This window comes from Micromonospora sp. NPDC047762 (assembly GCF_043204655.1).
Classification (GTDB): Bacteria; Actinomycetota; Actinomycetes; order Mycobacteriales; family Micromonosporaceae; genus Micromonospora.
The window spans coordinates 304781-329120 of sequence record NZ_JBIDCQ010000006.1 but is presented as its reverse complement, the minus strand read 5'-3'; the positions used below and the strand labels follow the sequence as shown (position 1 = coordinate 329120).

Annotated in this window: 22 protein-coding genes; 7 read left to right on the top strand and 15 right to left on the bottom strand. The window is 71.3% G+C overall.

The window, feature by feature from the left end; genetic code table 11:
* Nucleotides 1-12 precede the first annotated feature (12 nt).
* From ACGF3C_RS20780 to ACGF3C_RS20760, 5 genes are all read right to left on the bottom strand, one after another.
* A complete protein-coding gene (locus tag ACGF3C_RS20780) occupies nt 13-1017 on the bottom strand; it encodes a multicopper oxidase domain-containing protein (RefSeq protein WP_355008615.1) in 1005 nt (334 codons plus the stop codon).
* Between the two features lie 375 nt (nt 1018-1392).
* Nucleotides 1393-2232, bottom strand: a complete 840-nt coding sequence (locus tag ACGF3C_RS20775; protein ID WP_357224118.1) for an amino acid ABC transporter ATP-binding protein — start codon at nt 2230-2232, stop codon at nt 1393-1395.
* A gap of 5 nt (nt 2233-2237) precedes the next feature.
* Nucleotides 2238-3032 (bottom strand): amino acid ABC transporter permease, encoded by a 795-nt coding sequence (locus ACGF3C_RS20770; protein ID WP_355008611.1) that lies wholly within the window; start codon nt 3030-3032, stop codon nt 2238-2240.
* Nucleotides 3033-3109: 77 nt separating this feature from the next.
* Nucleotides 3110-3928: a basic amino acid ABC transporter substrate-binding protein gene (locus tag ACGF3C_RS20765; protein ID WP_357224121.1), complete on the bottom strand. Its 819-nt coding sequence runs from the start codon at nt 3926-3928 to the stop codon at nt 3110-3112.
* A 176-nt stretch (nt 3929-4104) separates the two neighbouring features.
* Complete coding sequence (locus ACGF3C_RS20760) at nt 4105-4782, bottom strand: hypothetical protein (RefSeq protein WP_357224124.1); 678 nt, start codon at nt 4780-4782, stop codon at nt 4105-4107.
* A 213-nt stretch (nt 4783-4995) separates the two neighbouring features.
* Here ACGF3C_RS20760 and ACGF3C_RS20755 point away from each other — a divergent pair, with 213 nt between their 5' ends.
* The 4 genes from ACGF3C_RS20755 to ACGF3C_RS20740 are packed head-to-tail and all read left to right on the top strand — an operon-like array spanning nt 4996 to nt 8056.
* On the top strand, nt 4996-5631 hold the full coding sequence (locus ACGF3C_RS20755) for a SipW-dependent-type signal peptide-containing protein (RefSeq protein WP_357224127.1): 636 nt from the start codon (nt 4996-4998) through the stop codon (nt 5629-5631).
* Between the two features lie 9 nt (nt 5632-5640).
* Nucleotides 5641-6273 carry a SipW-dependent-type signal peptide-containing protein gene (locus ACGF3C_RS20750; protein WP_357224129.1) on the top strand — a complete coding sequence of 211 codons (633 nt, stop codon included), beginning with the start codon at nt 5641-5643 and terminating at the stop codon, nt 6271-6273.
* 11 nt (nt 6274-6284) lie between these two features.
* A complete protein-coding gene (locus ACGF3C_RS20745; RefSeq protein WP_393224261.1) occupies nt 6285-7571 on the top strand; it encodes a signal peptidase I in 1287 nt (428 codons plus the stop codon).
* Complete coding sequence (locus tag ACGF3C_RS20740) at nt 7568-8056, top strand: hypothetical protein (RefSeq protein WP_393224258.1); 489 nt, start codon at nt 7568-7570, stop codon at nt 8054-8056. The genes ACGF3C_RS20745 and ACGF3C_RS20740 overlap by 4 nt, the downstream gene beginning before the upstream one ends.
* On the opposite strand, the gene ACGF3C_RS20735 is transcribed toward ACGF3C_RS20740, so the two are convergent.
* Genes ACGF3C_RS20735 through ACGF3C_RS20725 form a run of 3 tightly spaced genes read right to left on the bottom strand, consistent with a single transcriptional unit; the run spans nt 8035 to nt 11255 of the window.
* Nucleotides 8035-8964, bottom strand: coding sequence for a sulfotransferase (locus tag ACGF3C_RS20735; RefSeq protein ID WP_357198991.1), 930 nt, complete (start codon nt 8962-8964; stop codon nt 8035-8037). The genes ACGF3C_RS20740 and ACGF3C_RS20735 overlap by 22 nt on opposite strands.
* 3 nt (nt 8965-8967) lie before the next feature.
* The gene (locus tag ACGF3C_RS20730; protein WP_357233167.1) at nt 8968-9987 is read right to left on the bottom strand and encodes a sulfotransferase; all 1020 of its coding nucleotides are present in this window, start codon (nt 9985-9987) and stop codon (nt 8968-8970) included.
* Entirely contained in the window at nt 9984-11255 is a 1272-nt protein-coding gene (locus tag ACGF3C_RS20725; protein WP_357233169.1) for a glycosyltransferase family 4 protein, read from the bottom strand. Before ACGF3C_RS20725 ends, ACGF3C_RS20730 begins: the two co-directional genes overlap by 4 nt.
* A gap of 259 nt (nt 11256-11514) precedes the next feature.
* Between ACGF3C_RS20725 and ACGF3C_RS20720 the strand changes: the two genes are divergently transcribed.
* The 3 genes from ACGF3C_RS20720 to ACGF3C_RS20710 are packed head-to-tail and all read left to right on the top strand — an operon-like array spanning nt 11515 to nt 14727.
* Entirely contained in the window at nt 11515-12477 is a 963-nt protein-coding gene (locus tag ACGF3C_RS20720; RefSeq protein ID WP_357233171.1) for a hypothetical protein, read from the top strand.
* Nucleotides 12470-13249, top strand: a complete 780-nt coding sequence (locus ACGF3C_RS20715; RefSeq protein ID WP_355008604.1) for a sulfotransferase — start codon at nt 12470-12472, stop codon at nt 13247-13249. The genes ACGF3C_RS20720 and ACGF3C_RS20715 overlap by 8 nt, the downstream gene beginning before the upstream one ends.
* A complete protein-coding gene (locus tag ACGF3C_RS20710) occupies nt 13246-14727 on the top strand; it encodes a hypothetical protein (RefSeq protein ID WP_393224252.1) in 1482 nt (493 codons plus the stop codon). The genes ACGF3C_RS20715 and ACGF3C_RS20710 overlap by 4 nt, the downstream gene beginning before the upstream one ends.
* A gap of 18 nt (nt 14728-14745) precedes the next feature.
* Here ACGF3C_RS20710 and ACGF3C_RS20705 read toward each other — a convergent pair whose 3' ends face one another.
* From ACGF3C_RS20705 to ACGF3C_RS20675, 7 genes are all read right to left on the bottom strand, one after another.
* Nucleotides 14746-15597, bottom strand: a complete 852-nt coding sequence (locus ACGF3C_RS20705; protein WP_357229800.1) for a sulfotransferase — start codon at nt 15595-15597, stop codon at nt 14746-14748.
* Nucleotides 15594-17228: an oligosaccharide flippase family protein gene (locus ACGF3C_RS20700; protein ID WP_357229798.1), complete on the bottom strand. Its 1635-nt coding sequence runs from the start codon at nt 17226-17228 to the stop codon at nt 15594-15596. The genes ACGF3C_RS20705 and ACGF3C_RS20700 overlap by 4 nt, the downstream gene beginning before the upstream one ends.
* Nucleotides 17229-17250: 22 nt before the next feature.
* The gene (locus ACGF3C_RS20695) at nt 17251-18264 is read right to left on the bottom strand and encodes a Wzz/FepE/Etk N-terminal domain-containing protein (RefSeq protein WP_357229796.1); all 1014 of its coding nucleotides are present in this window, start codon (nt 18262-18264) and stop codon (nt 17251-17253) included.
* 24 nt (nt 18265-18288) lie between these two features.
* On the bottom strand, nt 18289-19713 hold the full coding sequence (locus ACGF3C_RS20690; protein ID WP_357229794.1) for an O-antigen ligase family protein: 1425 nt from the start codon (nt 19711-19713) through the stop codon (nt 18289-18291).
* A gap of 213 nt (nt 19714-19926) precedes the next feature.
* On the bottom strand, nt 19927-21219 hold the full coding sequence (locus tag ACGF3C_RS20685; RefSeq protein ID WP_393224248.1) for a glycosyltransferase family 4 protein: 1293 nt from the start codon (nt 21217-21219) through the stop codon (nt 19927-19929).
* A 246-nt stretch (nt 21220-21465) separates the two neighbouring features.
* Nucleotides 21466-23742, bottom strand: coding sequence for a catalase/peroxidase HPI (gene katG / locus ACGF3C_RS20680; protein ID WP_393224245.1), 2277 nt, complete (start codon nt 23740-23742; stop codon nt 21466-21468).
* Nucleotides 23739-24194, bottom strand: a complete 456-nt coding sequence (locus ACGF3C_RS20675) for a Fur family transcriptional regulator (protein WP_354969622.1) — start codon at nt 24192-24194, stop codon at nt 23739-23741. Before ACGF3C_RS20675 ends, katG begins: the two co-directional genes overlap by 4 nt.
* Nucleotides 24195-24340: the final 146 nt, after the last annotated feature.

The window sequence follows — 24340 nt, the reverse complement described above, 5'->3', positions numbered from 1 at the left end:
CTTTCGGTTCGGTCAGCTTCCGTGCGTGTGGGTGTGGCCCTGGAACCGGTGGATCGCCTCCTCGGCGCCCGGCGGCATGCTGCCGTCGGCGTTGCGCACCAGGAAGATCCCGGCCATGCCGCCGTCGGAGTGCGTCTGCACGTGGCAGTGGTACATCCACGCGCCGGGTCCGACGCCCTCCCCGGCCAGCACCTGGAAACCGAACGAGCTGCCGGGGTTGAGGTCCTTGTTGTCGACCACCAGGCTCGGGTCGCTCGGCCCCTCCAACATCCCGGTGCGGTTGTCCGCCCAGCGGTGCGCGTGCAGGTGGAAGGTGTGGAACAGGTTGCCGTGGCCGATGGCGATCCACTCGACGCGCTCGCCCAGGTTCGCCTCGAACATCGGCGTCGCCGGAGCCATCTTGTTGTTGATCATCATGTCGTGGAACACCGCAGTGAACTGCTTCGACGGCAGGATGTCGCCACGTCGCCGGACGATCAGCGCGCCGTACAGTCCCTTCGCGACACCGCCGGTGCCGTGGTCGGTGCCCATCGCGTGATCGTGGTAGTGCCAGTAGCCGGCGCTGCCCGGCATGTACCGCCGACCCGCCGCGGCCACCATCTCGTGTGAGCGCCAGACGTACGTCCGCGTCTCACCCGGGTTGTTGAACGAGGCGTTGAACGGGCTGCCGTCGGACTCGGTGCTGTAGTCCACCCCGTGCGGATGGATGGACAGCCGCTGGTTGGTGGTGTTGACCAGGGTGATCTCCAGCGTGTCACCCTCGTACATCTCCAGGATCGGACCCGGAACGGTGGCCTGACCAGGCGCCAGGCCGTACCCGAACAGGTTGCCGGGCAACTGCTCGGCGTAGATGGTGATCTTCTTGGTGACACCGGCGGCGGCCCGGGCGGGGCTGCCGCCGAACGCGGTGCCGATCGTTGGGGCGGACGCGCCCAACGCCCCGGCGGCGAGCGCGCCGGTGGCGATCAGCGATCTGCGGGACAGGTGGCGGTGAGGGCCACCAACGTGATCGTCCATGGGTCTCCGTTCCCGACCGGGCGAAGACGCGACGAGGGCAGAGTGCATCGACCGCCGAGCACGGGGCGGTGGCACGACTGAGGGTGAGGCTCGTCGCGGACTTGGCTCGGAAGACTCAGAACTTTCGATGGATAACAGCAACTTATGTAATCCATCGACGAAAGTACAGCTCTGATTGCAAAAAGATTACCTTGACATCACGACGTCCGTCGATTGACATGAAGCTGACACGCAGGCCGTCGACAGTCAGGTCCTCAGACTGGTCAGTGGCGGGCGGACACCGCCGCCCGCGCCGTCAACGCAGGGCGCACAGAACGACGCCGGGCTGCCCCTCGGATGAGGCAACCCGGCGCGGAGGACGTACGGCAGATGTGGTCAGAGGTGGTGGCGGTCGTCCGCCGGCAGGCTGGGGGTCTGCGGCGACGCGGGCGACTGGTCCGGCTGGCCGAGCTGCGCGACGTGGGTCGGGTCGAGGACCCGGGAGAGGAACGCGCGGGTCCGTTCGTGCTTCGGCGCGCCCAGCACCTCCTGCGGCGGCCCCTGCTCGACCACCACGCCGCCGTCCATGAAGACGACCCGGTCGGCGACATCGCGGGCGAACGCCATCTCGTGGGTGACCACCATCATCGTCATACCGTCCTCGGCCAGCTTGCGCATGACGGTGAGCACGTCGCCGACGAGTTCCGGGTCGAGCGCGGAGGTCGGCTCGTCGAAGAGCATCAGCTTCGGCTCCATCGACAGCGACCGGGCGATCGCCGCCCGCTGCTGCTGCCCCCCGGAGAGCTGCGCCGGGAAGGCGTCGGCCTTGTCGGTCAGCCCGACGCGCTCCAGGTTGGCCCGTGCGATCCGCTCGGCTTCGGCCCGACCTCGCCGGAGCACCCGGCGCTGGGCGATGGTGAGGTTGTTCAGGACGGTCAGGTGCGGAAACAGGTTGAACGACTGGAACACCATGCCGATGCCGCGGCGGACCGCGTCGATCTCGACGTCCGGGTCGGTCATCTCGACCCCGTTCACCCAGATCTTGCCGGCGGTCGGCTCCTCCAGCAGATCGACGCAGCGCAGCAGGGTCGACTTGCCGGAACCGGACGGACCGATGACGCAGACCACCTCGCCCTGGCCGACCTCGAAGTCGATGCCCTTGAGCACCTTGAGCGGCCCGAAGGACTTGTGCAGGTCGCGGATCTCCACGGCGGGACGGGATGGGGTGGTCGTCATCGGGGTCACCGAGCCTTGGCGTAGCGGAGTTCGAGGCGTCGTACCACCTGCGACAGCGGCAGGGTGATCACCAGGTAGGCGAGGCCGGCCACCAGCAGCGGGGTCGCGTTCACCCGGTCGTTGAGCATGTCCCGGCCGAACTTGGTGATCTCGATCGTCTGCGCCGTCACCCCGAGCACGTACGCCAGCGACGAGTCCTTGGTGAGCAGGATGAGCTCGTTCGTCAGCGGTGGGATCACGATCCGGAACGCCTGCGGGATGACGATCGTGCGCATGGCGGTGAAGTGCGACATGCCGAGGGTCCGCGCCGCCTCCATCTGCCCCTTCGGCACGGCCTGGATGCCGGCCCGGATCGTCTCCGCCATGTACGCCGCGGCGGTCAACCCGAGGCCGATCGCTATCGAACCGAACACCCCGCCCGGAATCTCGCGCTCCGGGAAGGCGATCGGGATGCCGTACCCGACGAGGAAGAGCACCAGCAGCGCGGGCAGACCCCGGAACAGCTCGATGTACGCCGTCGCCGCCCAGCGGTACGGCGCCACCCGGGACAGGCGCATCAGCGCCAGGATCGTCCCGAACACGAGGCCGAAGGCGAACGCGCCCAGCGTGTAGAGGATGGTGTTGCGCAGCGCGACGGTGATGATCGTCGGGAACATCGACTTGATGATGTCGACGCGGAAGAACGCGTCGGCCAACCTGTCCCAGTCCGCGGCGACGAGCACCGTGGCGATGATGGCGATGAAGACCAGGTACTGGAGCCCGAGGGACAGCCGCTCCCGCTGGCGGCGTCGCAGCTTCACGTTCGCTCGTTGCCTTCCCGGAGGTTACCGACGTCGGAGGGCGCGCGGGACGCGCGCCCTCCGGTACTGCGTGGCGCTCAGGCGCTCGGCTGCTTGCCGATCCACTTCTCGTAGATCGTGTTGTACGTGCCGTCCTGCCTGGCCTTGGCCAGCACCTCGTTGATCTTCTTGAGCAACTCCGGGTTGGCGTCCTTCTTCACGGGGAAGCCGTACTGCTCGCCGGTGTCGAACTCGGCGGCCACCTCGAACCCACCCGGGTTCTTCTTGAGGTACTCGGTCCAGACCGGCAGGTCGTTGATGGCGGCCTCGACCTGGCCGTTGGCGACGGCCTGCTGGAGGGCGGCGAGGTCCTCGAACTCGACGAGCTTCAGGCCCTTCTCCGCCTCGAGCTTCTTGGCGTAGTCACGACCCGTGGTGGCCGCCTGGACGCCGAGCTTCTTGCCCTTGAGGTCGTCGAGGGACTTGTACGTCTTGCCGGTCTTCACCAGCATCGCCTGGGTGGCGTCGAAGTACGGGTCGGAGAAGTCGATGACCTTCTTCCGCTCCTCGGTGATGGTCATGCCGGCGGCAGCCGCGTCGCACTTGCCGGTGTTGAGGTCCTGACCGGACTTGATCCCCTCGAACGGGGTGTCGACGATCGTCTGCTCGACGCCGAGTTCCTTGGCGACCAGGTCCATGATCTCGACGTCGAAGCCGGTCACCTTGCCGCTGGCGTCTTTGGACTGGAACGGCGGGTACGGCAGGTGGGTGCAGACGGTCAGTTTGCCGGCCGTGACCAGCTTGACCCCGCTCGCCTGGACCTCGCTGTCGTCCTTCTTCGCGCAACCCGCGGTCAGCGCGAGGGCGGTGACGGCCACGACGAGGCCGGCCTGACGGACGACGCTTGGGAACCTCACGGCTGTGCCCCTCCGATTCGGCTTCCAATTCACAGAAAGCCAATCTGGTTCATAGACTTTGCAGTAAGCGACCGTACCCGATCTGGCGCGTCACCCCCAGATCACGCCGTGACCGCTCGGCGGACCCGGCAAGGCGCCCTCCGTCAACAAACCCGACACTTGCCCCGCAAGGGGCCTCAGCCACCGGTTCCCTCGGCCGCTCCGTCCGGGGTGAGGGCTCCTTCGTGGGGGTCTGTGTCCAGGAACACATGCTGGTGGCCCTGGCCCGAGTCGACGCTGATCTGATCGAGCTGGGTCGCCGCGACCGACCAGATCGTCGCGGCCTCGGCGGCCTGCCGCGCGGTGACGTCCAGCAGGGCCGCCCGTTGCGCCGCTGGAACGCCGGCCGCCAGCGCGTAGGCGTCGACGGCCAGCGACGCCTGCTCGACCGCTCCGCGCAGGCCTCCGCGCGCCACGTTGGTGGCGGTGGTCCCCGACGGCGGCTCGGCGAACGGCTCCGCCGCCTGGCGCATGACCCCCTGCCACTGGCGCGCCTGCGCCGGGTCCGGCGCACGTCCGGCCGTCGTCTCCGTCTTGATGGCGGCCAGCACCGGGGCGACCTGGTCGCGGACGCGTCGGGCCGTCTCGATCAGCTCCACGATCTGCTGAGCGTCCCGCTTCGCCTCGTCCTGCTTGATGCTCGCGATGGTCGCCTCGGTCGCGTCCGGACGGCCCAACTGGTAGCCGATCAACCCGCCGAGCAACGCGGTGACCAGTGCGATCACGCCCGCGACGGCCACGAAGCGCACTGTGCGGCGGTGCCGCACATCGGCCTTGTCCAGCTGGTAGGAGGGTCGGCCGGTACGGCGCGCCATCGCATCTCCTCACATCGATGGGGTGGGGCCAAAGATTAGCTGCCCCGTGACGTCCGTCGATAGTGCCGATCGGTGCACTCCCTGCCCATCTGCACCCTCCCGTGGTCACTTAACCGCTTTGGGCGTTTTGCACTGTTTTGGGTGTTTATCGTGATCCTTGCGCCGCTGGCATCGGCCCACGACAACCAACCGCGTTGCACCGAGGAGGACAAATTGACTGAACCGACAGGGACGGCAGTGGACAAACCGAGCAGTCGAGGCCGCTCTCGCAAGCTGAAGGCCATCCTGGCCGGAGGGATCGTCCTCGGCCTCGGTGCGACGATCACCCTCGCCGCCTGGAACGACTCGGAGTACGCCACGGGCACGTTCACGGCGGGCACCTTCAGCATGGAGGGCAGCACCAACGGCACCACCTACGCCGAGCACCCCACCGCCGGCACCGCGGCCGCGTTGACCTTCAGCACCGGCTTCGACGACATCAGCCCCGGTGACGTGGTCGCGGCGCCGTTCGCCGTCCGACTGACAGCGGCCACGACGTACGACGCGACAGTCACCGTGGCGTCAGCGACCCCCGCCCCGGCCGGCTTCGTCGGCCTCACCTACGGCATCGCGACCGTCCCGGCCTTCGCCGACTGCAGCGCGACACCCACCACCCCGACCTGGATCGTGGCGCAGGGCACCCCGCTCAACTCGGTGGCCGGCGCGGTGCCGTTCAACCTGACGCAGGGCACTCCCCCCACGACGCCCGGCGCGCCGGTGAACCTCTGCTTCGTCGTCAACGCGGGAGGCACCCTGGTGCAGGGCACATCGGTCACGGAAACCTGGCAACTGTTGGCCGAGTCCGTCTAGGTGATGGCCGTGGTCAACCGTCGGACGCCGGCCGGAACACCACGGCTTCGCCGGACCCGTGCCGTACTCGCTGGCGCCCTCGTTCTCGGCCTGGGAACGACGTCCACGCTCGCCGCGTGGACCGACAGCGAGTACGGCACCGGGTCGTTCGGCGCGAGCGTCTTCGGCACCGAATCGCAGACCGCCTCCAGTAGTTGGGCCAGCCACACCCCGGTCGCGAACGCCGCGACGCTGGCGTTCAACGCGACGGCGATGTCCCCCTCGGTGTCGTTCTACGCCTTCCTCGACATCCGGACGACCTCGACGACGAATGTCGGCGGCGCGGTCGCGCTGACGAGTTCGTCGAACAACTCCGGCGCCCTGCTGCCCGCGCTCGAGTACCGGGCCGTGCGGACCCCCACGACCAGCACCACGTGTGCCGCCGCCGCCTTCTCCGGTTCACCCACCTGGATCGTCGGGCCCGGCTACTCCGCCATCACCGCGGTGCCCGGCTCACCGGTGTCCTCCCCCATCACCGTGCCGGCCGGCGCGACGCCGCAGCTGAGGTTCTGCTTCGAGGTCCGGGTCCAGTCCGGCGCCAGCAACGCGTACCAGGGCACGACCGGGGTGGTCACCTGGGAATTCACTGCCACGTCTACGTGAGGGATCTGCAGATGGTGGGACGCGAACGTCGACGGCACGGCACCCTCGCCCGGGTCGGCGACCTGGTGCTGACAGTGCTCGCCGTCGGTGGGACGGCCTGCGTCGTCCTCGTCCCGCTGGCGTTCTTCTTCGACATCTCGCTCATCCTGTTCAAGACCGGGTCGATGAGCCCCACCATCCCGGCCGGGTCACTGGCCGTGGTGCGGGAGATCCCCGCGTCCGAGGTCCACGTGGGAGACGTCGTCACCGTCGACCGCACGCCGCTGCCACCGATCACCCACCGGGTGCTCGACATCGCCAACGGCGGTGGGGCCACCCGCCTGCTCACCCTGCGGGGGGACGCGAACCAGTCGAACGACGCCGCGCCGTACGCGGTGAGCCACGTGCGGCTCGTGCAGTGGTCGGTGCCCAGGCTCGGGTACGCGGTGCGAGCCGTGTCGAACGTCTACGCCACGAGTCTCATCACGGTCGGGGCAGCCGCGATCGTCACCTGGGCGTTCTGGCCGCGCGGGGGCGAGCCGGGGACCCGACGACAGCGCGCGTGGCGCCGTCGGCGACCGGATTCGGCGGTACCCGACGAGGTGGGGGCAGCCCCGGAGGTCGGCACCCAGCCGAGCGGCACGGGACCGCGTGGCGACTCGACAGTGGGACGCATGTTGGTCGTGCTGGCGGTGCTGCCGGGCGTTGCCGCCGCGGTACTGGCGACGCCCGGTCAGGCCCGCGCGGACACCACCGAGGAGGTCATTCGGAGCAGGTACCTCACGCTGGTCTCGATCGGCGACGACGATCGCATGGCGAACCTGGCGCCGGAGCAGCCCGTGCCCTGGCAGGTGGGCGTCTCGGCGCACGCGGAGCAGCCCGGCGAGGTGACCATCTCGCTGTCCGCGCTGGGCCCTCTCGCCGTCCGTCCGGACGGACTCCAGGTGATGGTCGCCGTCTGTGCCATCCGCTGGGTGAAGGGTGCCTGCCCGACCGGCCAGGGTGAGCAGGTCCTCGCCGACGGTCCCGCCACCAGGCTGGCCGCGCACCCGGTCACGATCAGCTCGATGCGCGCCGATCAGCAGCGTTGGGTGCTCGTCACGGCGAGTCTGCTCGCCAACGCGGTGGCCTCGGGGTCGGCGGACCTGGTCGTCACGGCGACCGGATTCGGCGACAGCGCATCGGCGGGCGGCACTGTCGGCCCGCTTCCGCGCACCGGGACCAACCTGTTGACACCTCTGCTGGCCGGGGGCGGTGCGCTCGCCACCGGTCTGCTGCTGATGCGCGCCGCGCGCCGGATCAGGGTGGGGCGGCCGTGAGGCGCCTCCGCGTGCGGTCTCTGCCGGCTCGGGAGCGAGCCGGCCACGTCCGGCGGCGCTGGCTCGCGGGTGCCGCAACCCTGCTGCTCGCCGGCACCGCCGTCGTGCTGGCACCGCCGCAGTCGACGCTGGCCGCCTGGACCGACACCGAGTACGGTCGCGGTTCGCTGCAGGCCGGCACGGTCAACCCACCGACCAACCTGCAGTGCACGGCAGGCCTGCTCAACCCGCCGACCTTCACCTGGACCCTGCCGGTCGGCGGCCTGACCCGCAGCGGCTTCACGTGGTCGCTGTCGGGCGGCTTCACCGGCGGCGGGACTCTCGGCCCCAGCGCCACCTCGGTCACCGTCCCCGGCGGGTTGCTGGGCATCGGAACCGGCACCTTCAACCTGGTCGCGAACGGCCCCGGCGGCTGGACGTCGACACCGGTCACCGGAACGGTCGGCATGCTGACGGCTGCTCTCTACTCCTGCAGCGTTCCGTAGACCGGGTAGCCCCACTCGGCCAGGGACTTCTCCAGCACCCGTTCGATCGCGGCGAGCTGTGCCGGGCTGAGTTCGTCCCGGTACGCCTCCGCCCGGCCCACTGTGAAGTCGTACCGGGAGAAGCCCTTCTCGAAGGCCGTCGACCAGCCCAGACCGAGGAAGTCGAGCATCCGGCCGACCTGCTCGCGCGGTTGCTCGACCAGGTCCTCGTAGCGCACGTCCAGCCACTGGTCGGCCGGGTGACGCAGTCGGGCCTGCGCGAAGGCGTCCATCAGCATCTTCCAGCCCAGCGCGGCGAGTACCTGGAAGGAGCGACCGGATTCGGCCCACTCCTCCCGAAGGTCGGACGGGAGCGGGCCGTAGATCCAGTTGTCCGGCCCGCGCCAGCCGTCCCACCAGCCCATCTGGAGCCACGAGTTGGCCACCGCCCGGCCGTCGCGCACCACGTTGACCACCCGCAGCTCCGGGTACGCGGCGTGCAGCAAGCCGGTCCGCGGCCACCCGGTGACGTGCTGCACCAACTGCTGACAGCCCTGCCGGGCGATCCGCTCGTCGAAGAAGGCCCGCAACCGCCGGGCCACGAACGGGGTCAGGTCCTCGGCGACCAGGTCCCGACACGGTCGGGAGAAGCCGGCCAGGACCTGCCGGTCGAGCAGGTGGTACGCCTCCGACGGCGCGACCCGGAGCCGGCCCCGCTCCAGCAACCGTCGACTGTGCCGCAGCGAGGTCATCCCCGCCGGGCGCGGCGCCGAACGCCGGTAGAGCGGGCCGTTGAACCTGCCCTTCGGGTTGAGCCGGGCCAGTTTGTCGTCCAGACCGGAGACGAAGCCGACCGCTGGATGCCGGGAGAGCAGCTCCTGGACCAGTGTCGAACCACAGCGACCGGTGCCCACCACCAGTGAGAGCATCGTTCAGCCTTTCTGCCGGGTGGCGGGTGACGGGGAGACGGCCGGGTCCGCGGCGAAGCGGGCGGCAGGAGAGGTGGCCGCCGGGCGGCGCAACGGGTAGCCGAAGCGGGTCAGCGCCACGGCGGTCAGCCCGGTGACCGCCGCGTACGCGCGGGTGGGCAGCCCGGTCAGCCACTCGCTGTCGGCGACCACGTCGACCAGTCCGGTGCGGTGCCGCGACGGGTTGCCGGCCACCGAGTGGGTGGGCGCGAGCCGTACCGTGGCCGGTGTCGGAAACGGAAGCTCGTCGGGGATCGCGCCGACGAAGCCGGCGATCCGGGCGGTGGCAGCGGCCGGGTCGGCCACGAAGTCCTCGTACCGCACCCGCAGGTAGCGGCCCGGCGCACGGCGACGGGCGCCCCACAGCCGTACGGTCGCGGTGTTCCAGACGAGCCAGAGCAGCGCGGCCTTGCCGACCGGTGGCCGGCTCATCAGCTGGTCGTCGGCGCGCCCGTCCAGCGGGCGTCGGCGACGCCACGAGTACGCGGTGGCGCGCGGGTCGCGCACCACGTGCAGGACGTACAGGTCGATGCCGGGCAGGCCGCCGAGCAGGGCCCCGTACGGCGGCAGCTTGGAGGAGTCGACGATGACACCGTCCGACCGGCCGGCCAGGGCGTGCTCGGCGATCGAGGCGTAGAGCCGGGCCAGGTGCGTGTCGTCGGGGTGGCCCGCGACCGGCGGCTGCCCCCGACGCTGGCGGCGCAGCAGTGCGGGCAGTCCGCGCAGCCGCAGCCGCTGGGCCAACCGGGCGGCGATCCCGGCCGGGTCGGCGTCGGTCAGGTCGGCGCGCACCCGGGCCCAGAGCGGGCAGTCGGCGACCGGGGCGCCGCAGCCGCAGGGTCGGTTCTCCAGGATGCCGCGCCGCCACAGGTACCGCAGCTCGCCGGCCGCGAAGAAGCCCGGCAACTGTCCCAGGACCGTGGTCACCAGCGTGCTGCCACTGCGACCGCTACCGGCGAGGTAGAGCACCCGTACCGGGCTCACCGGGCCGCTCCCCCGCCGGCGGCGGCCCGGCGCGACGGCAGCGCCTCGGCGGCCTCCGCGTACAGCCCACGGATCCGGTCCAGGTGCCGGTCCGGGGCGAACTGGGCGGCGATCTTCGCCCGGCCCGCCCGGCCCATCCGGTACGCCCGGTCCGGGTCGGCCAGGAGGTCGTTGAGCGCGTCGCCGAGGGCCGTCGGCGCGTCGGCCGCGACAATGCGGCCGTCCACCTCGGGCTCGACCAGCTCGGGAAGCCCGCCCAGGTCGGTGGCGACCACCGGAACCCCGCAGGCGAACGCCTCCAGCACCGCCATCGGTTGGTTCTCGTGCCATCGGGACGGAACGGCGACCACTGCCGCCGACCGGATCAGCTCGTGCAGGCGCGGCTTGTCGAGACGGCCGTGGAACCGGACCCGACCGGGCACCCGCCGCGCGGCGAGCGCCTCCAACTCCGGCCGGGCCGGGCCGTCGCCGGCGATGTCCACGATGACCCCGTCCGGCAGCGCGGCGGCCGCCTCGATCAGCACGTCGACACCTTTCTCCGACGCCAGCCGCCCGGCGAAGACGACACCGCCGCCGGGGGTCTGCTTGGCCGCGACGCCGGTCAGGTCGACGAAGTGGTTGACCACCCGCAGCCGGTCCGGGTAGACGCCCGCTCGGCGCATCACGTCGGCCAGGAACCCGCTCGGGCTCACGAAGAGCTGCACCGGGTCGTACGCGTCGAACTGCCGGTGCAACCAGGACTCGACGGCGAGCAGGCCACTGCGCGACAGCGATCCGTCCTTGCAGCGGCGACGGGCCGCCTGCAACGGGCCGCCGGTGACGCATGCCTGGCAGGGACGGCCCCGGTCCAGCAGCTGGTAGCTCGGGCAGGCGAGCTTGTAGTCGTGCATGGTCAGCACGCACGGCACACCGGCGGCGCGGGCGGCGGCGAGCACCGACGGGGAGAGCTGGTGGTAGATGTTGTGCAGGTGCAGCACGTCCGGCCGAAAATCGTCGATCACCCGGGCCAGCCCGCGGCGGCTCGTCGGTGACCACAGCATCCGGCCGACGGCCACCGCGCGGGGCCGCACACCGCTCGGCGCCGGCTCCAGCTCCACTTCGGACGGGAACCGCGCGGCGTACGGCAGCGGCGACTCGTTCTCCGGGTGGCTCATGCCGAAGTAGGCGACCGTGTCGCCGGCGACCCGTTGCAGGTCGGCGAGATCGAGCAGATACCCCTCCGCGCCGCCACGGCGGTAGAGGAACTTGTTCACGTGCAGCACGCGCATCGACTCGCCCTGCTCACATCGATCGGGCGATCCGGGCCCGGGGGTGATGACCGGGGTCTGCCCGCCCCGACCAGGGCCCACGGTATGCAGGGCGGGTCGGCGAGTCCAGCTCACGTTTGGCATGTGGCTGAACGGGTGATCTTCGTCTGCCCGTGCGGTCCGCGGCCTGGCCTCCCGCCATGATCTCCAGATAACCTGGCTGCCGCCGGTCACACCCGCTCTGGTGCAGGGCCGGGGCCGGTGTCCGACGAGGAGGACCGTGGCAGCCGACGACGAGGTCTCCGCGCTCGCGTACACCGCGCGCCGGGTCCGGCGGCACCTGCGCTGGGCTCGTACCGAGGGGATCGGACGGCTGATCGAGGAGGACCGCCTCAACCCGGTCGACCGGATCGGCACCGCACTGGCGAAGCGACGCTGGCGGCGGCGGGCCGGCCGGACGCCCGGCTCGGCGATGCCGGTCTACCTGGTCGGTCTGCAACGCTCCGGCACGAACATGCTGGTCCGGGGCCTGGACGCCGCCGGAGAGGTCGAGGTCCGCAACGAGAACGACGGCACCCTCTTCCACCGCTTCCAACTGCGCCCCGACCCGGTGCTGACCGCCACTCTCCAGCGCAGCCGGCACGCGTACGTCCTGGTCAAGCCGCTCTGTGAGAGCCACCGCGTGGACGAGTTACTGGCCCTGCCGGGGCTGACCCCCGGGCGGGCGCTCTGGGTTTACCGCGACGTCGACGACCGGGCCCGCTCCGAGGTCGCCAAGTTCGGTGACGCCAACCTTCGGGCCCTGCGGGCGATCGCCGACGGCAGCATCGGCCGCCGGTGGCAGGGGCAACGCCTCGACGCCGACACCGTCGAGCTGATCCGGGCCCACGACCCGCAGGGGTTGGATCCGCACAGCGGTGCCGCGCTGTTCTGGTACGTCCGCAACTCGTTGTTCTTCCAGCTCGGCCTGGACCAGCGGGCCGACGTGCTGCTCTGCCGCTACGACAGCCTGGTCGCGGAGCCCGCCGCGCAGCTCCGGCGGCTCTGCGCCTTCCTCGACTTCACCTACCATCCCCGGCTGCACGCGCACATCGCCCCACGCGCGTCGCACGGCCCGACGAACCACCGACGGCTACCGGTCGACAGGCGCGTCCGGGCCCGCTGCGACGAGCTGACCGAACGGCTCGATCGCGCCGCGGCCGACGCCCGATCCGAGACGAAGAAGGCGGTCGACAGTGGCTGAGACCGGAACCCGTACCGCACCGATCTTCCTGGTCGGCTGCCAGCGGTCGGGCACCACGATGGTGCGTCTCGTCCTGGACTCGCACTCGCGGATCAGTTGTGGTCCGGAGACCCGGTTCCTGCCGGACCTGCGACGGATCGTCGGCCGGGACTGGGAGCGACTGGCCCGCTTCGGTTTCCCGCGCGAGGACTGGTTGCGCCGGATCCGGGACTTCTTCGGCGGCGTGCACGCCGACTACGCAGCCACGCGGGGCAAGGCCCGGTGGGCCGACAAGACCCCGCTGTACGCCATGTCGCTCGACTTCGTCACCGAGGTCTTCCCGGACGCCCAGATCGTGCACCTCATCCGGGACGGACGCGACGTGGTGGTCTCGCACCGCAAACGGTTCGGCTACTGGTCCGCGGTCAAGTGCGTGGTGAAGTGGCCGCGCTACATCCGCGCCGCGCGGGCCGTCGGCGCCACCCTGCCGGCGGACCGCTACTACGAGCTGCGGTACGAGGAGGCGGTCAGCGAGCCGGAGAAGACGATGCGCGGCCTCTTCGAATTCCTCGGCGAGCCCTGGGAGGACGGCATCCTCGACTACGACAGCAAGCAGCACGACGTGGCGCAGAAGTACACCACCGAGGCGGAGCGGCGACGGGCGGCGGTGGGCGACGCCGCGCCGATCTACGGCTCCCGGGTGGGCAGCTACCGCCGCGAACTCGACCCGTTCCTGCGCCTGCTGGTCTGGGTCTTCTCCGGTCCGACCCTGCGCGCGCTGGGCTACCGGTGACCCGCCCCGGCCGGCTGCGCGCGGCCGCGACCGCCGTCGCCGTCACGCTCCTGCTCACCGCCGGCTGCACCGCCGGCGACGACGATCCGCCACCGGCCGCCACCCCCTCCGCCAAGGTGGCACCCGGAGCCGCCCCGCCGGCGCGCGTCGGCGACCCGGTGAGCAACCCGTTCGGCGCGCACTGGGACTGGTCGCGGTACCAGCAGTTCGAGCCGTACCTGCGCCGGCTCGCCGGTTCGGCGACGTACGAGGAGATCTCCTGGTGCGAGATCGAACGGACCTCGGGGCAGGTCGACTGGGCTGGGCTGGACGAGATCGCCTCGCGCAGCCGGGACCTGGGCGTCACGCTGCACCTGAAAATCCGCACCGGCGTGTGCTGGGCGACCGGTGGCAAGGCCCGCTACACCCGGGGCGCGGCGAACAAGACCGAGTCGGCGATGCCCACCGACCTCGGCGCGTACCAGCGATTCGTCCGCTCGGTGGTGCAGCGCTACGGCCCGTACGGGGTACGGGAGTACGCCATCGAGAACGAGGTCAACGCGCCGAGCTACTGGGCCGGCAGCCCCGAGGAGTACGCGCGGCTGGTCCGGGCCGCCGCCGAGACGATCCGCGCGACCGACCCGAAGGCGCTGGTGGTCGACTCCGGCATCAGCAGCGTCGCGTACGGCATGGGTGTCGCCGACCGGCTGGTGCGCGCCGGTCGGATGCCCGAGGCCGTCGCCGCCTACCAGGCGTACTTCCACCGTCGGGTCGGCACCCGGGGGCAGCAGATCCCGGCGGTGAACGGGGAGGCGCAACTGCGCGGGGCGCTGGGCACCGAGACCAACAGCCGCAGCCTGCGCTTCCTGGCGGTGACCGAGTCGCTGCTGACCGACCGCACCGTCGACGTCCGCCAGGTGCACTTCTACGAGCACTTCAGCGGGGTGGCCCCGCTGCTGGACTACCTGCGCGCCACCACACCACCGGGTACGCCGATCCAGGCGTGGGAGGTCGGGCAGTTCTGGCGCGACGGCGACGGTGACCCGGCCAGTCGGGCGGCGGAGATGGTCAAGACGGTCACCCTGCTGGTCGCCGGCGGGATCGGTGAGATCAGCTGGCTGCCGTTGGCGTACAACCCGAACAACGCCGCCGGTAGCGAGGTCCGCTACGGCCTGCTCGACCCGGACGGGGCCGAGCGGGACGCCGGTCGGATGCTGGCCGCCCTGGCCGACGCGGCGCGGGACGCCACAGTCACCCCGCTGCCCGCCCCGGTGGCCGGCAGGCTGCACGGGGTCGCGTTCGTCCGGGGCGGGTCGAGCACGCTGGTGCTGTGGTCGGCGTCGAACACGCCGGTGACCGTGCCGGCGACACCGGGCGGACGGACCGGGACGGTGGGTTCCCCACTGGGCGCGGCCGGCGGCGGCACCACAGTGACCGACGTCCCCGTCCTGCTCCGCGCCGACCAGCCGGTGGACCGGATCCTCGCCGCCGTCCGCTAGGACGAAGACCGCCGCGCCCTAGCCGGGCCAGGGGTCGGGCCAGCCCAACAGCGCGGCCAGGCGCGCGTTGTGCGGCGCGAAGTGCTCACCCAGGCGCTCTCGCAGCTCCGGCGTGAGCTCGGAGACTCCCGGGTCGACGCGACGGGTGTGCCGGGTGAACGCCTCGGGGGTGAAGGCCGGCAGGCCGAGGAAGCGCAGCATGTCGGCGTACGTGCCGGCCGGGTCGGTGTGCAGGTCCTCGGTTCGGGCGACGTGGATCCGCTCCCGCGGGACATGCGCGAACCAGCGGTCCAACTGCTCGGCGTAGCGACCCCGGGCGGCATACGAATAGTTACGCAACGCCCGGTGCGCGGCGGCGCTGTCCGGGCCACCGCGCGCCGCCCGGGCCAGCCGCTCCTCCTCCGCGTCGAGGGCGTCGGCGAAGGACAGCGGCTCGACGCCGTACGAGCGGGTGTGCAGGTAGTGCGAGTAGGCCCGCTGCACCGGATCGCGCAGCAGGACGACGAAGCGCGCCTGCGGCAGGGTCGCCGCGACCCGGGCCGGCACGCTCGGATGGAACAGGTAGTAGGGGCTCGCCTCGAACGTGCGCTCACCCGGGGCGAGACGAGGGAAATGCCCCCGGTACCACAGCACGCCCCGGCCGTGGTGGATGCTGAAGTACTGCAACTCCTTGCCGCTGGCCACCCGGACCAGCGGATGCGCGGCAAGGTGGTGGTACAGCGACGTGGTGCCGCAGCGCTGCCCACCGATCACCAGGAAATCGGGCAACGGACCGGGCTCTCCCGGCTTCGCCGCACGCCCCCACGCCCGCGCCGCGCGTACCCCCCGACGCAGCCGGTCGGTGACCTGACGCCGCACGACGCCGGTCACGAGCGGACCACTGGGCGGGCGGCACCCACACCGGCACCGTCGGCACCGTCGGCACCGTCGGCGGGGTCGGCGGGGTCGGCGGGGTCGGCGGGGTCGGCCGGGGCGCGTCGAGGGCCTCGGCGGGTCACCGAGCGCAACACCATGACGTCCTCCCGACTGAGCCCGAGGGCGAGCACCACGGCGAGGTACACCGCCACGATCGCGGCCAGACCGACCACGAGCTGCACGGTCCCGCCCCCGAGCAGCCACCGCACACCGAACCCGGCACCCATCGCGACCAGCGCGGCGACCAGGCCCTTGACCATGCCCGCCGTCACCGGCACGGTGTGCACCTGCGCGCGCACCTGCCAGACCCGGGCGACGTTCACCGCTGCCAACGACACCGCCCAGGCCACCGCCGCGCCGAGAATGCCGTACGCCGGGATGAGCCAGAGGTTGAGCAGGACGTTGAGCAGCAGGGCCGCGAGGTTGTCCACCATGTTGACCGAGACCCGGCCGGACATGTTCAGCAGCGTCCCGCAGGGCCCGGTGGCGGCGTTCACGAGTTGGCCGAGCGCCAGCACAACGGTCACCGCCGCACCGCCGGCCAGACCCGGTCCGCCGACCACGCGCAGCAACTGCTCCGGAAAGACCAGCAGGGCCACGAAGGCCGGCAGCGACAGCCGGAGCACCCAACCGGTGGCGACCCGGTAGATCCGGCGTACCTCGTCCAGTCGACCCTGGTGGTAGAGGTGCGCCAGGTGCGGACCGAACGAGGCGTTCACCGGTGCCAGCACGAACACCGCGATAGTGACCAGCCGGGTCGCCACGTGGTAGACGCCGATCGCGTCGGGACCGTAGTCGAAGAAGCCGAGCAGCAGCGCGTCCACCCAGATCAGCCCGGTGGACGACAGCGAGGAGACCCAGCTGACGGTGGAGAACCGGAACAGCTCACCCGGCCGGTACGCGGGCCGGGCGGCGGGCACCCGGCGCACCATCCGGGCGAGCGCCACGAGGGCGAGCCCGGCCGCGCTCCAGCTCGCCGCCACCAGCGCCCAGAACGCGCCGGTCAGGCCGGCCCCGAGGGCGAGCGCCAGAGCGGTGAGCATCAGCCGGGCGGCCGGCTCGTAGACCTGGCCGATGAGCGCGTACGCCCGTTGCGTGCGCCACCCGCGGGTGGCCGCGAGGGCGGCCTCGCAGACGGTGGCGGCGGGCAGGCAGAGCGCCGCCAACCGCAGCCCGGTGGTGAGCTGCGGGTCGTGCAGGGCGTCGGCGAGCCACGGCGCGCCGACCACCAGACCAAGAGCGATCACTGTGGACGCCACGGCCGAGATGCCGATCCCGAGCCGGATCGCGCCCCGCAGGGCGGCCGGCTCGTCGTCGGCGAGGTGCACCGCCACGAACCGGGTCAGCCCGGCCCGGAAGCCGGAGAGCGAGAGCAGCCCCAGCAGCGACAGCACGGCGTAGACCTGGGCGTACCGGCCGAGTTCGCGTACACCCAGGACCCGGGCCAGCAACAACATGACCAGGAAGAGCGCCACCTGGCTGAGCACGGCGCTGCCCAGGTTCAGCACACCGCCGCGGGCCATGCCGCGTACCTGCTGGTCGCCGGTCTCCGGCGCGGTCGGCGACCGGCCGGTCACCTCGCGCACCCGCCGGGCCGTTCTCCGGCGGTCACGGCCGTGCCGCGCTCACGGTCTCCGCCGGCGCCGAGGGGGCCGCTGTGGTCGCCGCCGGAGCCACCGGCCGGGCGGCGGCACGACCCCGGGAGAGCAGTTCGAGTACGCCCACCAGCAGCACCCCGAGCAGCAGACCCGCACCGCCCACCGGCAGGCCGGTGCGCACCAGCTCGGTCATCCGGCTCACCTCGTGCGCCTCGCCGATGCTGGTCACCTGCAACGGATCGGCGGCCTGGGCCTGCGCCCGCGCCGCCTGCAACCCTTCCCGCGCCTGGGACAGGGCGTTGGTCGCCGCGTCCCGCTGGGCGATCAGGGCCTGGTAGTCGGGGAGCTTCGGCCCCAGCTCGTCGAGCTTCTTCTGGGCGGCGGTGATCGCGGCGGTCGCCGCGTCGACACCTCGACCGTTGCCGACCGCCTGCATGGAGAGCTGCTGCTGGCGCAGGCTGGTCAGCTCGCCCAATGTGGCCTGGTAGATCCGGTCCGGCTGGGAGACCTTGTTCGCCTTCTCCCACTCACCGATCGCCTTGGTCGCCGCGGTGACGTCGGCGTTGGCCGCCTCGACCTCACCGGTGGCGATGCCGACCTGGGAGGAGAAGAGGAAGGCCAGCGCCCGGGTGGTGGTCGCGGTCAGCACCGGCGCGACAGTAGCCCGGTCGCCGGCGGTGTAGGTCACCTCCAACTGGCTGCTCGCGCCGACCTGGGTGATGGCGAGCCCGTCGCGCAACCGCTCCGGCGGCACCCCGGTGTCGGCGGCCACGTCGGCGAGGACGCGGGGCGAGGTGACCGCCGCGCCGAACGCCGCGACGAACTGGTTCGCCGCCTGCGTACCGGTGTACTGCGTCCCGGCCACGCCGCCCACCAGGGCCGGCGCCGCCACGTACGCGGTCCCGCTGAACTGCTGTGGCGCTGACAGGACGATGGCGGCCGCGGCGCCGGTGGCGAGCACCGGCACCCCCACGAGTACCCAGAGGCGCCGCCGGGCGACCCGCAGGTAGTCGACGATCTCCACTTTTTCCCCAATGCTGTCGTTCAGTCAAACCGGGACGGACGTGCCTCGTGGCTGCTCGCCGGTCAGGTTCGGAGCCGGTTGGCGGGCGATCACGCTGGCCGCCGCGGCGAACGCGACGAAGTACCAGAGGGTGACCACGTTGGAAATGACGTTGGAGGCGGCGCTGATCGCCACGAACGCGGCGGCGCAGCCGGTGAACCCGACCGCGACGCCGCGCTCGAAGCTGCCCGGAGGCGCGCGCCGCAGCGCGGTCCGGGCGGTGTGCAGAAGGGCGAACAGCATCAGCAGGTACGCCCCGAGACCGAGCAGCCCGGTCTCCACGTACGCCCGCAGGAAGTCGTTGTGCGGCTTCTTCGCCTCGTCGGTCTCCCGCTGGGTCATGTTCGGCCCGATGCCGGTCACCGGGTTCCGGTCGGCGAGTGTGACGATCTCGGTCCAGTAGCCGATCCGCCAGGCCAGGGTGTTTCCGGTCGGGTCTCCGCCGACAGCCCGGGACGTGCCGAGTTGGGCGAAGCGTTCGCCGACGGCGGGCACCAGTGCCACCCCGGCGACCGCCACCACGCAGAGGGTGACCAGCATCCGCTTGCTGCGATGCAGCGCGGCGACCACCACCAGGCCGATCGCCGCACCGAGCAGGGCGCTGCGGGTGTTGGTGAGCAGCAGGAACAGCAGCGAGAGCGCGAGCAGCACCCCGAGGGACGCCCGCAGGCGACGATCGAGGAAGCGGTACATCGCGAACCCGAAGATCACCATGAACATCAGGTAGCGGCCGAACGTGGTCGACTGGCTGAACGTGCCGCTGATGCGGGTGAAGTCGCCCTTCACCTCGGCCGGCGGGTTGCCGAGCAGCGACAGCACGACTGTGTAGCCCAGCGCCAGCACCAGCGAGGCGTAGCAGGCGAGCAGGACCCGACGGATCGCCGCGGTGTCCGGCATGAGCTGTTCCAGCACCACGAACATCACCACCACGGTGAGGATCCGCAGCGCCTCCAACAGGCTGTTCGCCGGCCGGCTGGCACCGAGGGCGCTGACCAGGCTGCTGGCACCAACGAGCAGCATGGCCCAGCTGAGCGGGGAGCCGCGTAACCGCCCGCGCCGGCTGAGCTGCGCGGCCAGCCAGAGCCCGGCGGCGAGGAGGAACAGCACGGCGAGCAGGGTGGAGGGGTCCACCGCCCGGGCCGTTCCGCCGGATTCGGCCTGGCCGGCGCTCGGGCCGGTCAGCTTGAACAGGTCGACGCAGGAGCGCACCGCGAGCATCAGCAGCACGTACCCGGCGAACCGGGTCAGCGCGAGGACGGCCACCGCGATCCCCACGACCGCCGCGAGCGGCAGCACCATCCCCCTGCGGTCACCGGCCGCCATGGAGACACCCGCGACCACCGCCACGACCGCGGCGGCCAGCGCCGCCGCGCCGGTGAGCAGGCGGGTCGGGTCGAGCCGCCTGCTCATGAGCGGAGTGACCTGCTGAGTGTGTTGTTCCACTGATCCCACTGAACTGAATCGACGCTGCTCGGCCGCTGCCGGGCGCGGCCAACCGATGTCCTCCCGGCACAAGATCGGTTCAATCTAGTCCTGTCACCTCGACGGCAGAAGGGGCCGTTGCACCGACTGCCCCGTCCCCCGGGGGGCTGACCCGACACTGCCCCGGCCGACACCGCCCGGTCAGTCGACGGTCGCCGTGGGTCGTGCCCTCGCCCGGCGGCCCGGCTCCGGGGCCAGCCGGAGATAGAGCTGCTCCAACTCGCGGGCGGCGGTGTCCCAGCTGTACCTGCTGGTGATCTGCTCGCCCAGCGCCACCGCGCCGGCCCGCTCACCCGGCAGGTTGGCGAGCAGCGACGTCAACACCCGGACCAGGTCGTCCTCGTCGCCGTCGCGGAACAACCGCCCGCCGGCGGTGTCGGCCTTGAGCACCTCGACGTGCGGCGCGATGTCGCTGGCGACCACCGGCAGCCCGTACGCGGCCGCCTCCAGCAACGTCAACGGCAGTCCCTCCAACCGGGACGGTTGAACGAAGCCGGCCGCTCCGGCGTACAGCTCGGCGAGCAGGTCGTCGTAGGCGAACCCGGTGAAGACGATCCGGTCGTCCGCCCCGGCTTCCCGGCGCAGCCGGTCCACGAAGTCGTCGGTGAACGACGACCCGCCGACGATCGCCAGGCGCATCGGGGTCTCGGTCCGGCGGAAGGCCCGGATCAGCAGGTCGGCCGCCTTCTCCGGCACCAGCCGACCGACCAGCAGCAGGTAGCCGCCGGGGGTCAGCCCGAACCGGTTCTGGATCTGACGGGTACGCGCCGGTCGCGCCGGGTTCACGCCGTTCGGGATGTAGGTCGTCGGGCGGCCGAACCGGGCGCCGTAGTGGGCGGCGAGCCCCTGGGAGACCGCCACCCGCTGGTGCGGGACGTACCCGCTGAACCAGTGGGCGCTGCCCAGCACTGCCCGCGCGGCAAGCCCCCACTTGCCCCGCTGGTTGTCCAGCCCGTGCACCGTCAACACCACGCGCGCCCGGGACAGGGCACGCGGAAGTGGAGCGACCAGGGCCGGCCCGAGCCCGTGGTAGTGGACGATGTCGGGCCGCGCGGCCATCGCCGCCATGGTCGAGGTCGCCGCGTGCACGATGGCGTCGAGGTGCTTGCTCGCTATCGTGTGGGTCTGGCGCAGCCGTACGCCCCGGTAGCCGTCGGCGGGCGTCTCGCCGTAGCTCCGGCGGCAGTAGACGGTGACCTCGTGGCCGTAGCTGGCGAGCCGGCTGGCCATCTCCTCCACGTGCCGTTCGATCCCGCCGTAGGTCGCCGGCATCCCCTTCTGACCGATCATCGCGATCCGCAGCGGACGCCAGGCGACTGCTGTGTCGGCGACGCCCGCCCGGGACCGCCCGGCGGAGACCACCCGTTGCCGGGGTATCGCAGGGCTTCCGGCGTGCTGGTCCACGTCCTCGGCCTGCAGGTCGGGATGGGCCACGTTGACTCCCTGCGTGACTGGGTCCGCGCCCGCCGCCCGGGGCAGGGTCAACACCTTGCCATGGATGGGCCCGTCCGCCACCTGATCAATGAGACAGAAAAATCATCCATGGGATTCGCCGCAAAGGGAATGGCACCGGGGGTGACATCGAGGTGACCGGCGCTGGTGCCGCGTCGAACGGCACGCGAACGGGACGAGCCCCGGTCGATCACGTGCGGATCGGCCGGGGCTCGTCGGTGGTACCTGTCAGGCGAGATCGAACCGGTCGAGCTCCATGACCTTGGTCCAGGCGGCCACGAAGTCGGCGACGAACTTGTCGCGGGCGTCCTGGCTGGCGTAGACCTCGGCGAGGGCGCGCAGCTGCGAGTTTGACCCGAAGATGAGGTCGACCGCGGTGGCGGTCCACTTCACCTCATCGGTGGCCAGGTCGCGGATCTCGTACACGTGCTCGTCGGACTTCGACGCGCTCCACCGGGTGCCCGGGGAGAGCAGGTTGGCGAAGAAGTCGCTGGTGAGCACGCCCGGCCGGTCGGTCAGCACACCGTGCTGGCTGCCGCCGACGTTGGCGCCGAGGGAGCGCAGGCCGCCGATGAGGACGGTCATCTCGGGCGCGGTCAGGTTGAGCATGTACGCACGGTCGACGAGCAGCACCTCCGGCTGGGTCTTCTCGCCGGGACGCAGGTAGTTGCGGAAACCGTCGGCGCGCGGCTCCATGACCCGGAACGACTCAGTGTCGGTCTGCTCCTGGGTCGCGTCGGTGCGGCCCGCCCGGAACGGCACTGTCACCTCGACGCCGGCGTCCCGCGCAGCCTTCTCGACGGCTGCCGAACCGGCCAGCACGATCAGGTCGGCGATCGAGATCTTCGCGCCGCCGGCTTCGTTGAACTCCCGCTGGATGCCCTCAAGGGTGGTCAGGACGGTCGCGAGCTGCTCCGGCTGGTTGACCTCCCAGTTGCGCTGCGGCTCGAGGCGAATGCGCGCCCCGTTGGCACCGCCGCGCTTGTCGGTGTGCCGGAAGCTGGCGGCAGAGGCCCAGGCGGTGGAGACCAGCTGGTCGATCGTGAGACCGGACTCGAGGACCTTCGCCTTGAGCGCGGTGATGTCGGCGTCGCCCACCAGCTCGTGGTCGACGGCCGGCACCGGGTCCTGCCAGAGCTGCGGCTCGGCCACCCACGGCCCGAGGAAGCGCTCGATCGGGCCCATGTCGCGGTGCAGCAGCTTGTACCACGCCTTGGCGAAGGCCAGCGCGAACTGGTCGGGGTTCTCCAGGAAGCGGCGGGAGATCTTCTCGTACGCCGGGTCGACGCGCAGCGACAGGTCGGTCGTGAGCATCGTCGGCCGGTGCTTCTTCGCCGGGTCGAAGGGGTCCGGGATGATCGCCTCGGCGTCCTTGGCGACCCACTGCTTCGCACCGCCGGGGCTGGTGGTGAGCTCCCACTCGTAGCCGAAGAGGATCTCGAAGAAGCGGTTGCTCCACTGCGTCGGCACGTCGGTCCACGTCACCTCGAGACCACTGGTGATCGTGTCCGCGCCCTTGCCGCTGCCGTGGGTGCTCAGCCAACCCAGGCCCTGCGCCTCCAGCGGGGCGCCCTCGGGCTCCGGACCCACGTGGTTGTCGGCGACGCCGGCACCGTGGGTCTTACCGAAGGTGTGACCACCGGCGATGAGGGCGACGGTCTCCTCGTCGTTCATCGCCATCCGGCCGAAGGTCTCGCGGATGAAGTGCGCCGCCGCAAGCGGGTCCGCGTTGCCGCGGGGGCCCTCCGGGTTGACGTAGATGAGCCCCATCTCGGTCGAGCCGACGCCGGCCGCCATCTCCTTCTCGGAGGCGTAGCGCTCGTCTCCCAGCCAGGTGTCCTCGGGGCCCCAGAAGATCTCCTCGGGCTCCCAGACGTCCTCGCGACCGAAGCCGAAGCCGAAGGTCTTGAAGCCCATCGACTCCAGGGCGACGTTGCCGGCGAGCACTAGCAGGTCGGCCCAGGAGATCTGCTGGCCGTACTTCTGCTTGACCGGCCAGAGCAGCCGGCGGGCCTTGTCCAGGTTGGCGTTGTCCGGCCAGCTGTTGAGCGGCGCGAACCGCTGCCCACCGTCGCCGGCGCCGCCCCGGCCGTCCTCGATGCGGTACGTGCCGGCGGCGTGCCAGCTCATCCGGATCATCAGGCCGCCGTAGTGGCCGAAGTCGGCCGGCCACCAGTCCTGCGAGGTGGTGAGCACCTCGACGATGTCGCGCTTGAGGGCCTCGACGTCGAGCTTCGCGAACTCCCTGGCGTAGCTGAAGTCCTCGCCCAGCGGGTTGCCCTTCGACGAGTGGGCGTGCAGCACCGAGAGGTCGAGCTGGTTGGGCCACCAGTCCCGGTTGGTGCGCGGACGACCACCGGTCTTCGGGGTCGGCGAGTCGATCGCCGGGTTCTCACTTTCGCTGCCGTGCGCGGTCACCGAGTCGTGCGCGACCGGGCAGCCGGCCGCTGCCTTCTGGTCCACGCCCTGCGCACTGACGGGGCCGTTGTCCTGGGTGTCGCTCATGTACTTCCTTCCGAGCTTGCGGATCTCTGGGGCGTGCGTTCGGTCGCGCAGTCGGGACAGGTGCCCCAGTAGACGACCTCCGCCTCGTCGACCACGAAGCCGTGGTCGCCTGAGGCGGTGAGACAGGGAGCGTGGCCGACGGCACAGTCGACGTCGGCGATGGCGCCGCAGGAGCGGCACACGACATGGTGGTGATTGTCCGAGATCCGGGACTCGTATCGGGCTGTCGCCCCGGCCGGCTGGATGCGCCGCACCAGCCCGGCGTCGGTGAGCACCCGCAGCACGTCGTACACCGCCTGGTGGGAGACCGTGGGGTGGTCCGCGCGGACCAGCGCGATCACCGCGTCGGTGCCGACGTGCGGGTGGTCACGCAGCGCCGCGAGCACCGCCAACCGGGGCCGGGTCACGCGCAACGAGACAGCCCGTAGCTGCGCCTCGAAGTCGGACATCACGGGTACGAACACTAGCTCACTTTTTTGGAACGAATCAAGTTTTGCGCCGCCCGAGGTGCCCCAACGGCGGACGATTCACCCGAGGTTAACCTGCGGGAGGAAGAAATTCGGACAGCCATGTCGAGAAGTGCCGAGCGGCTCCGTCC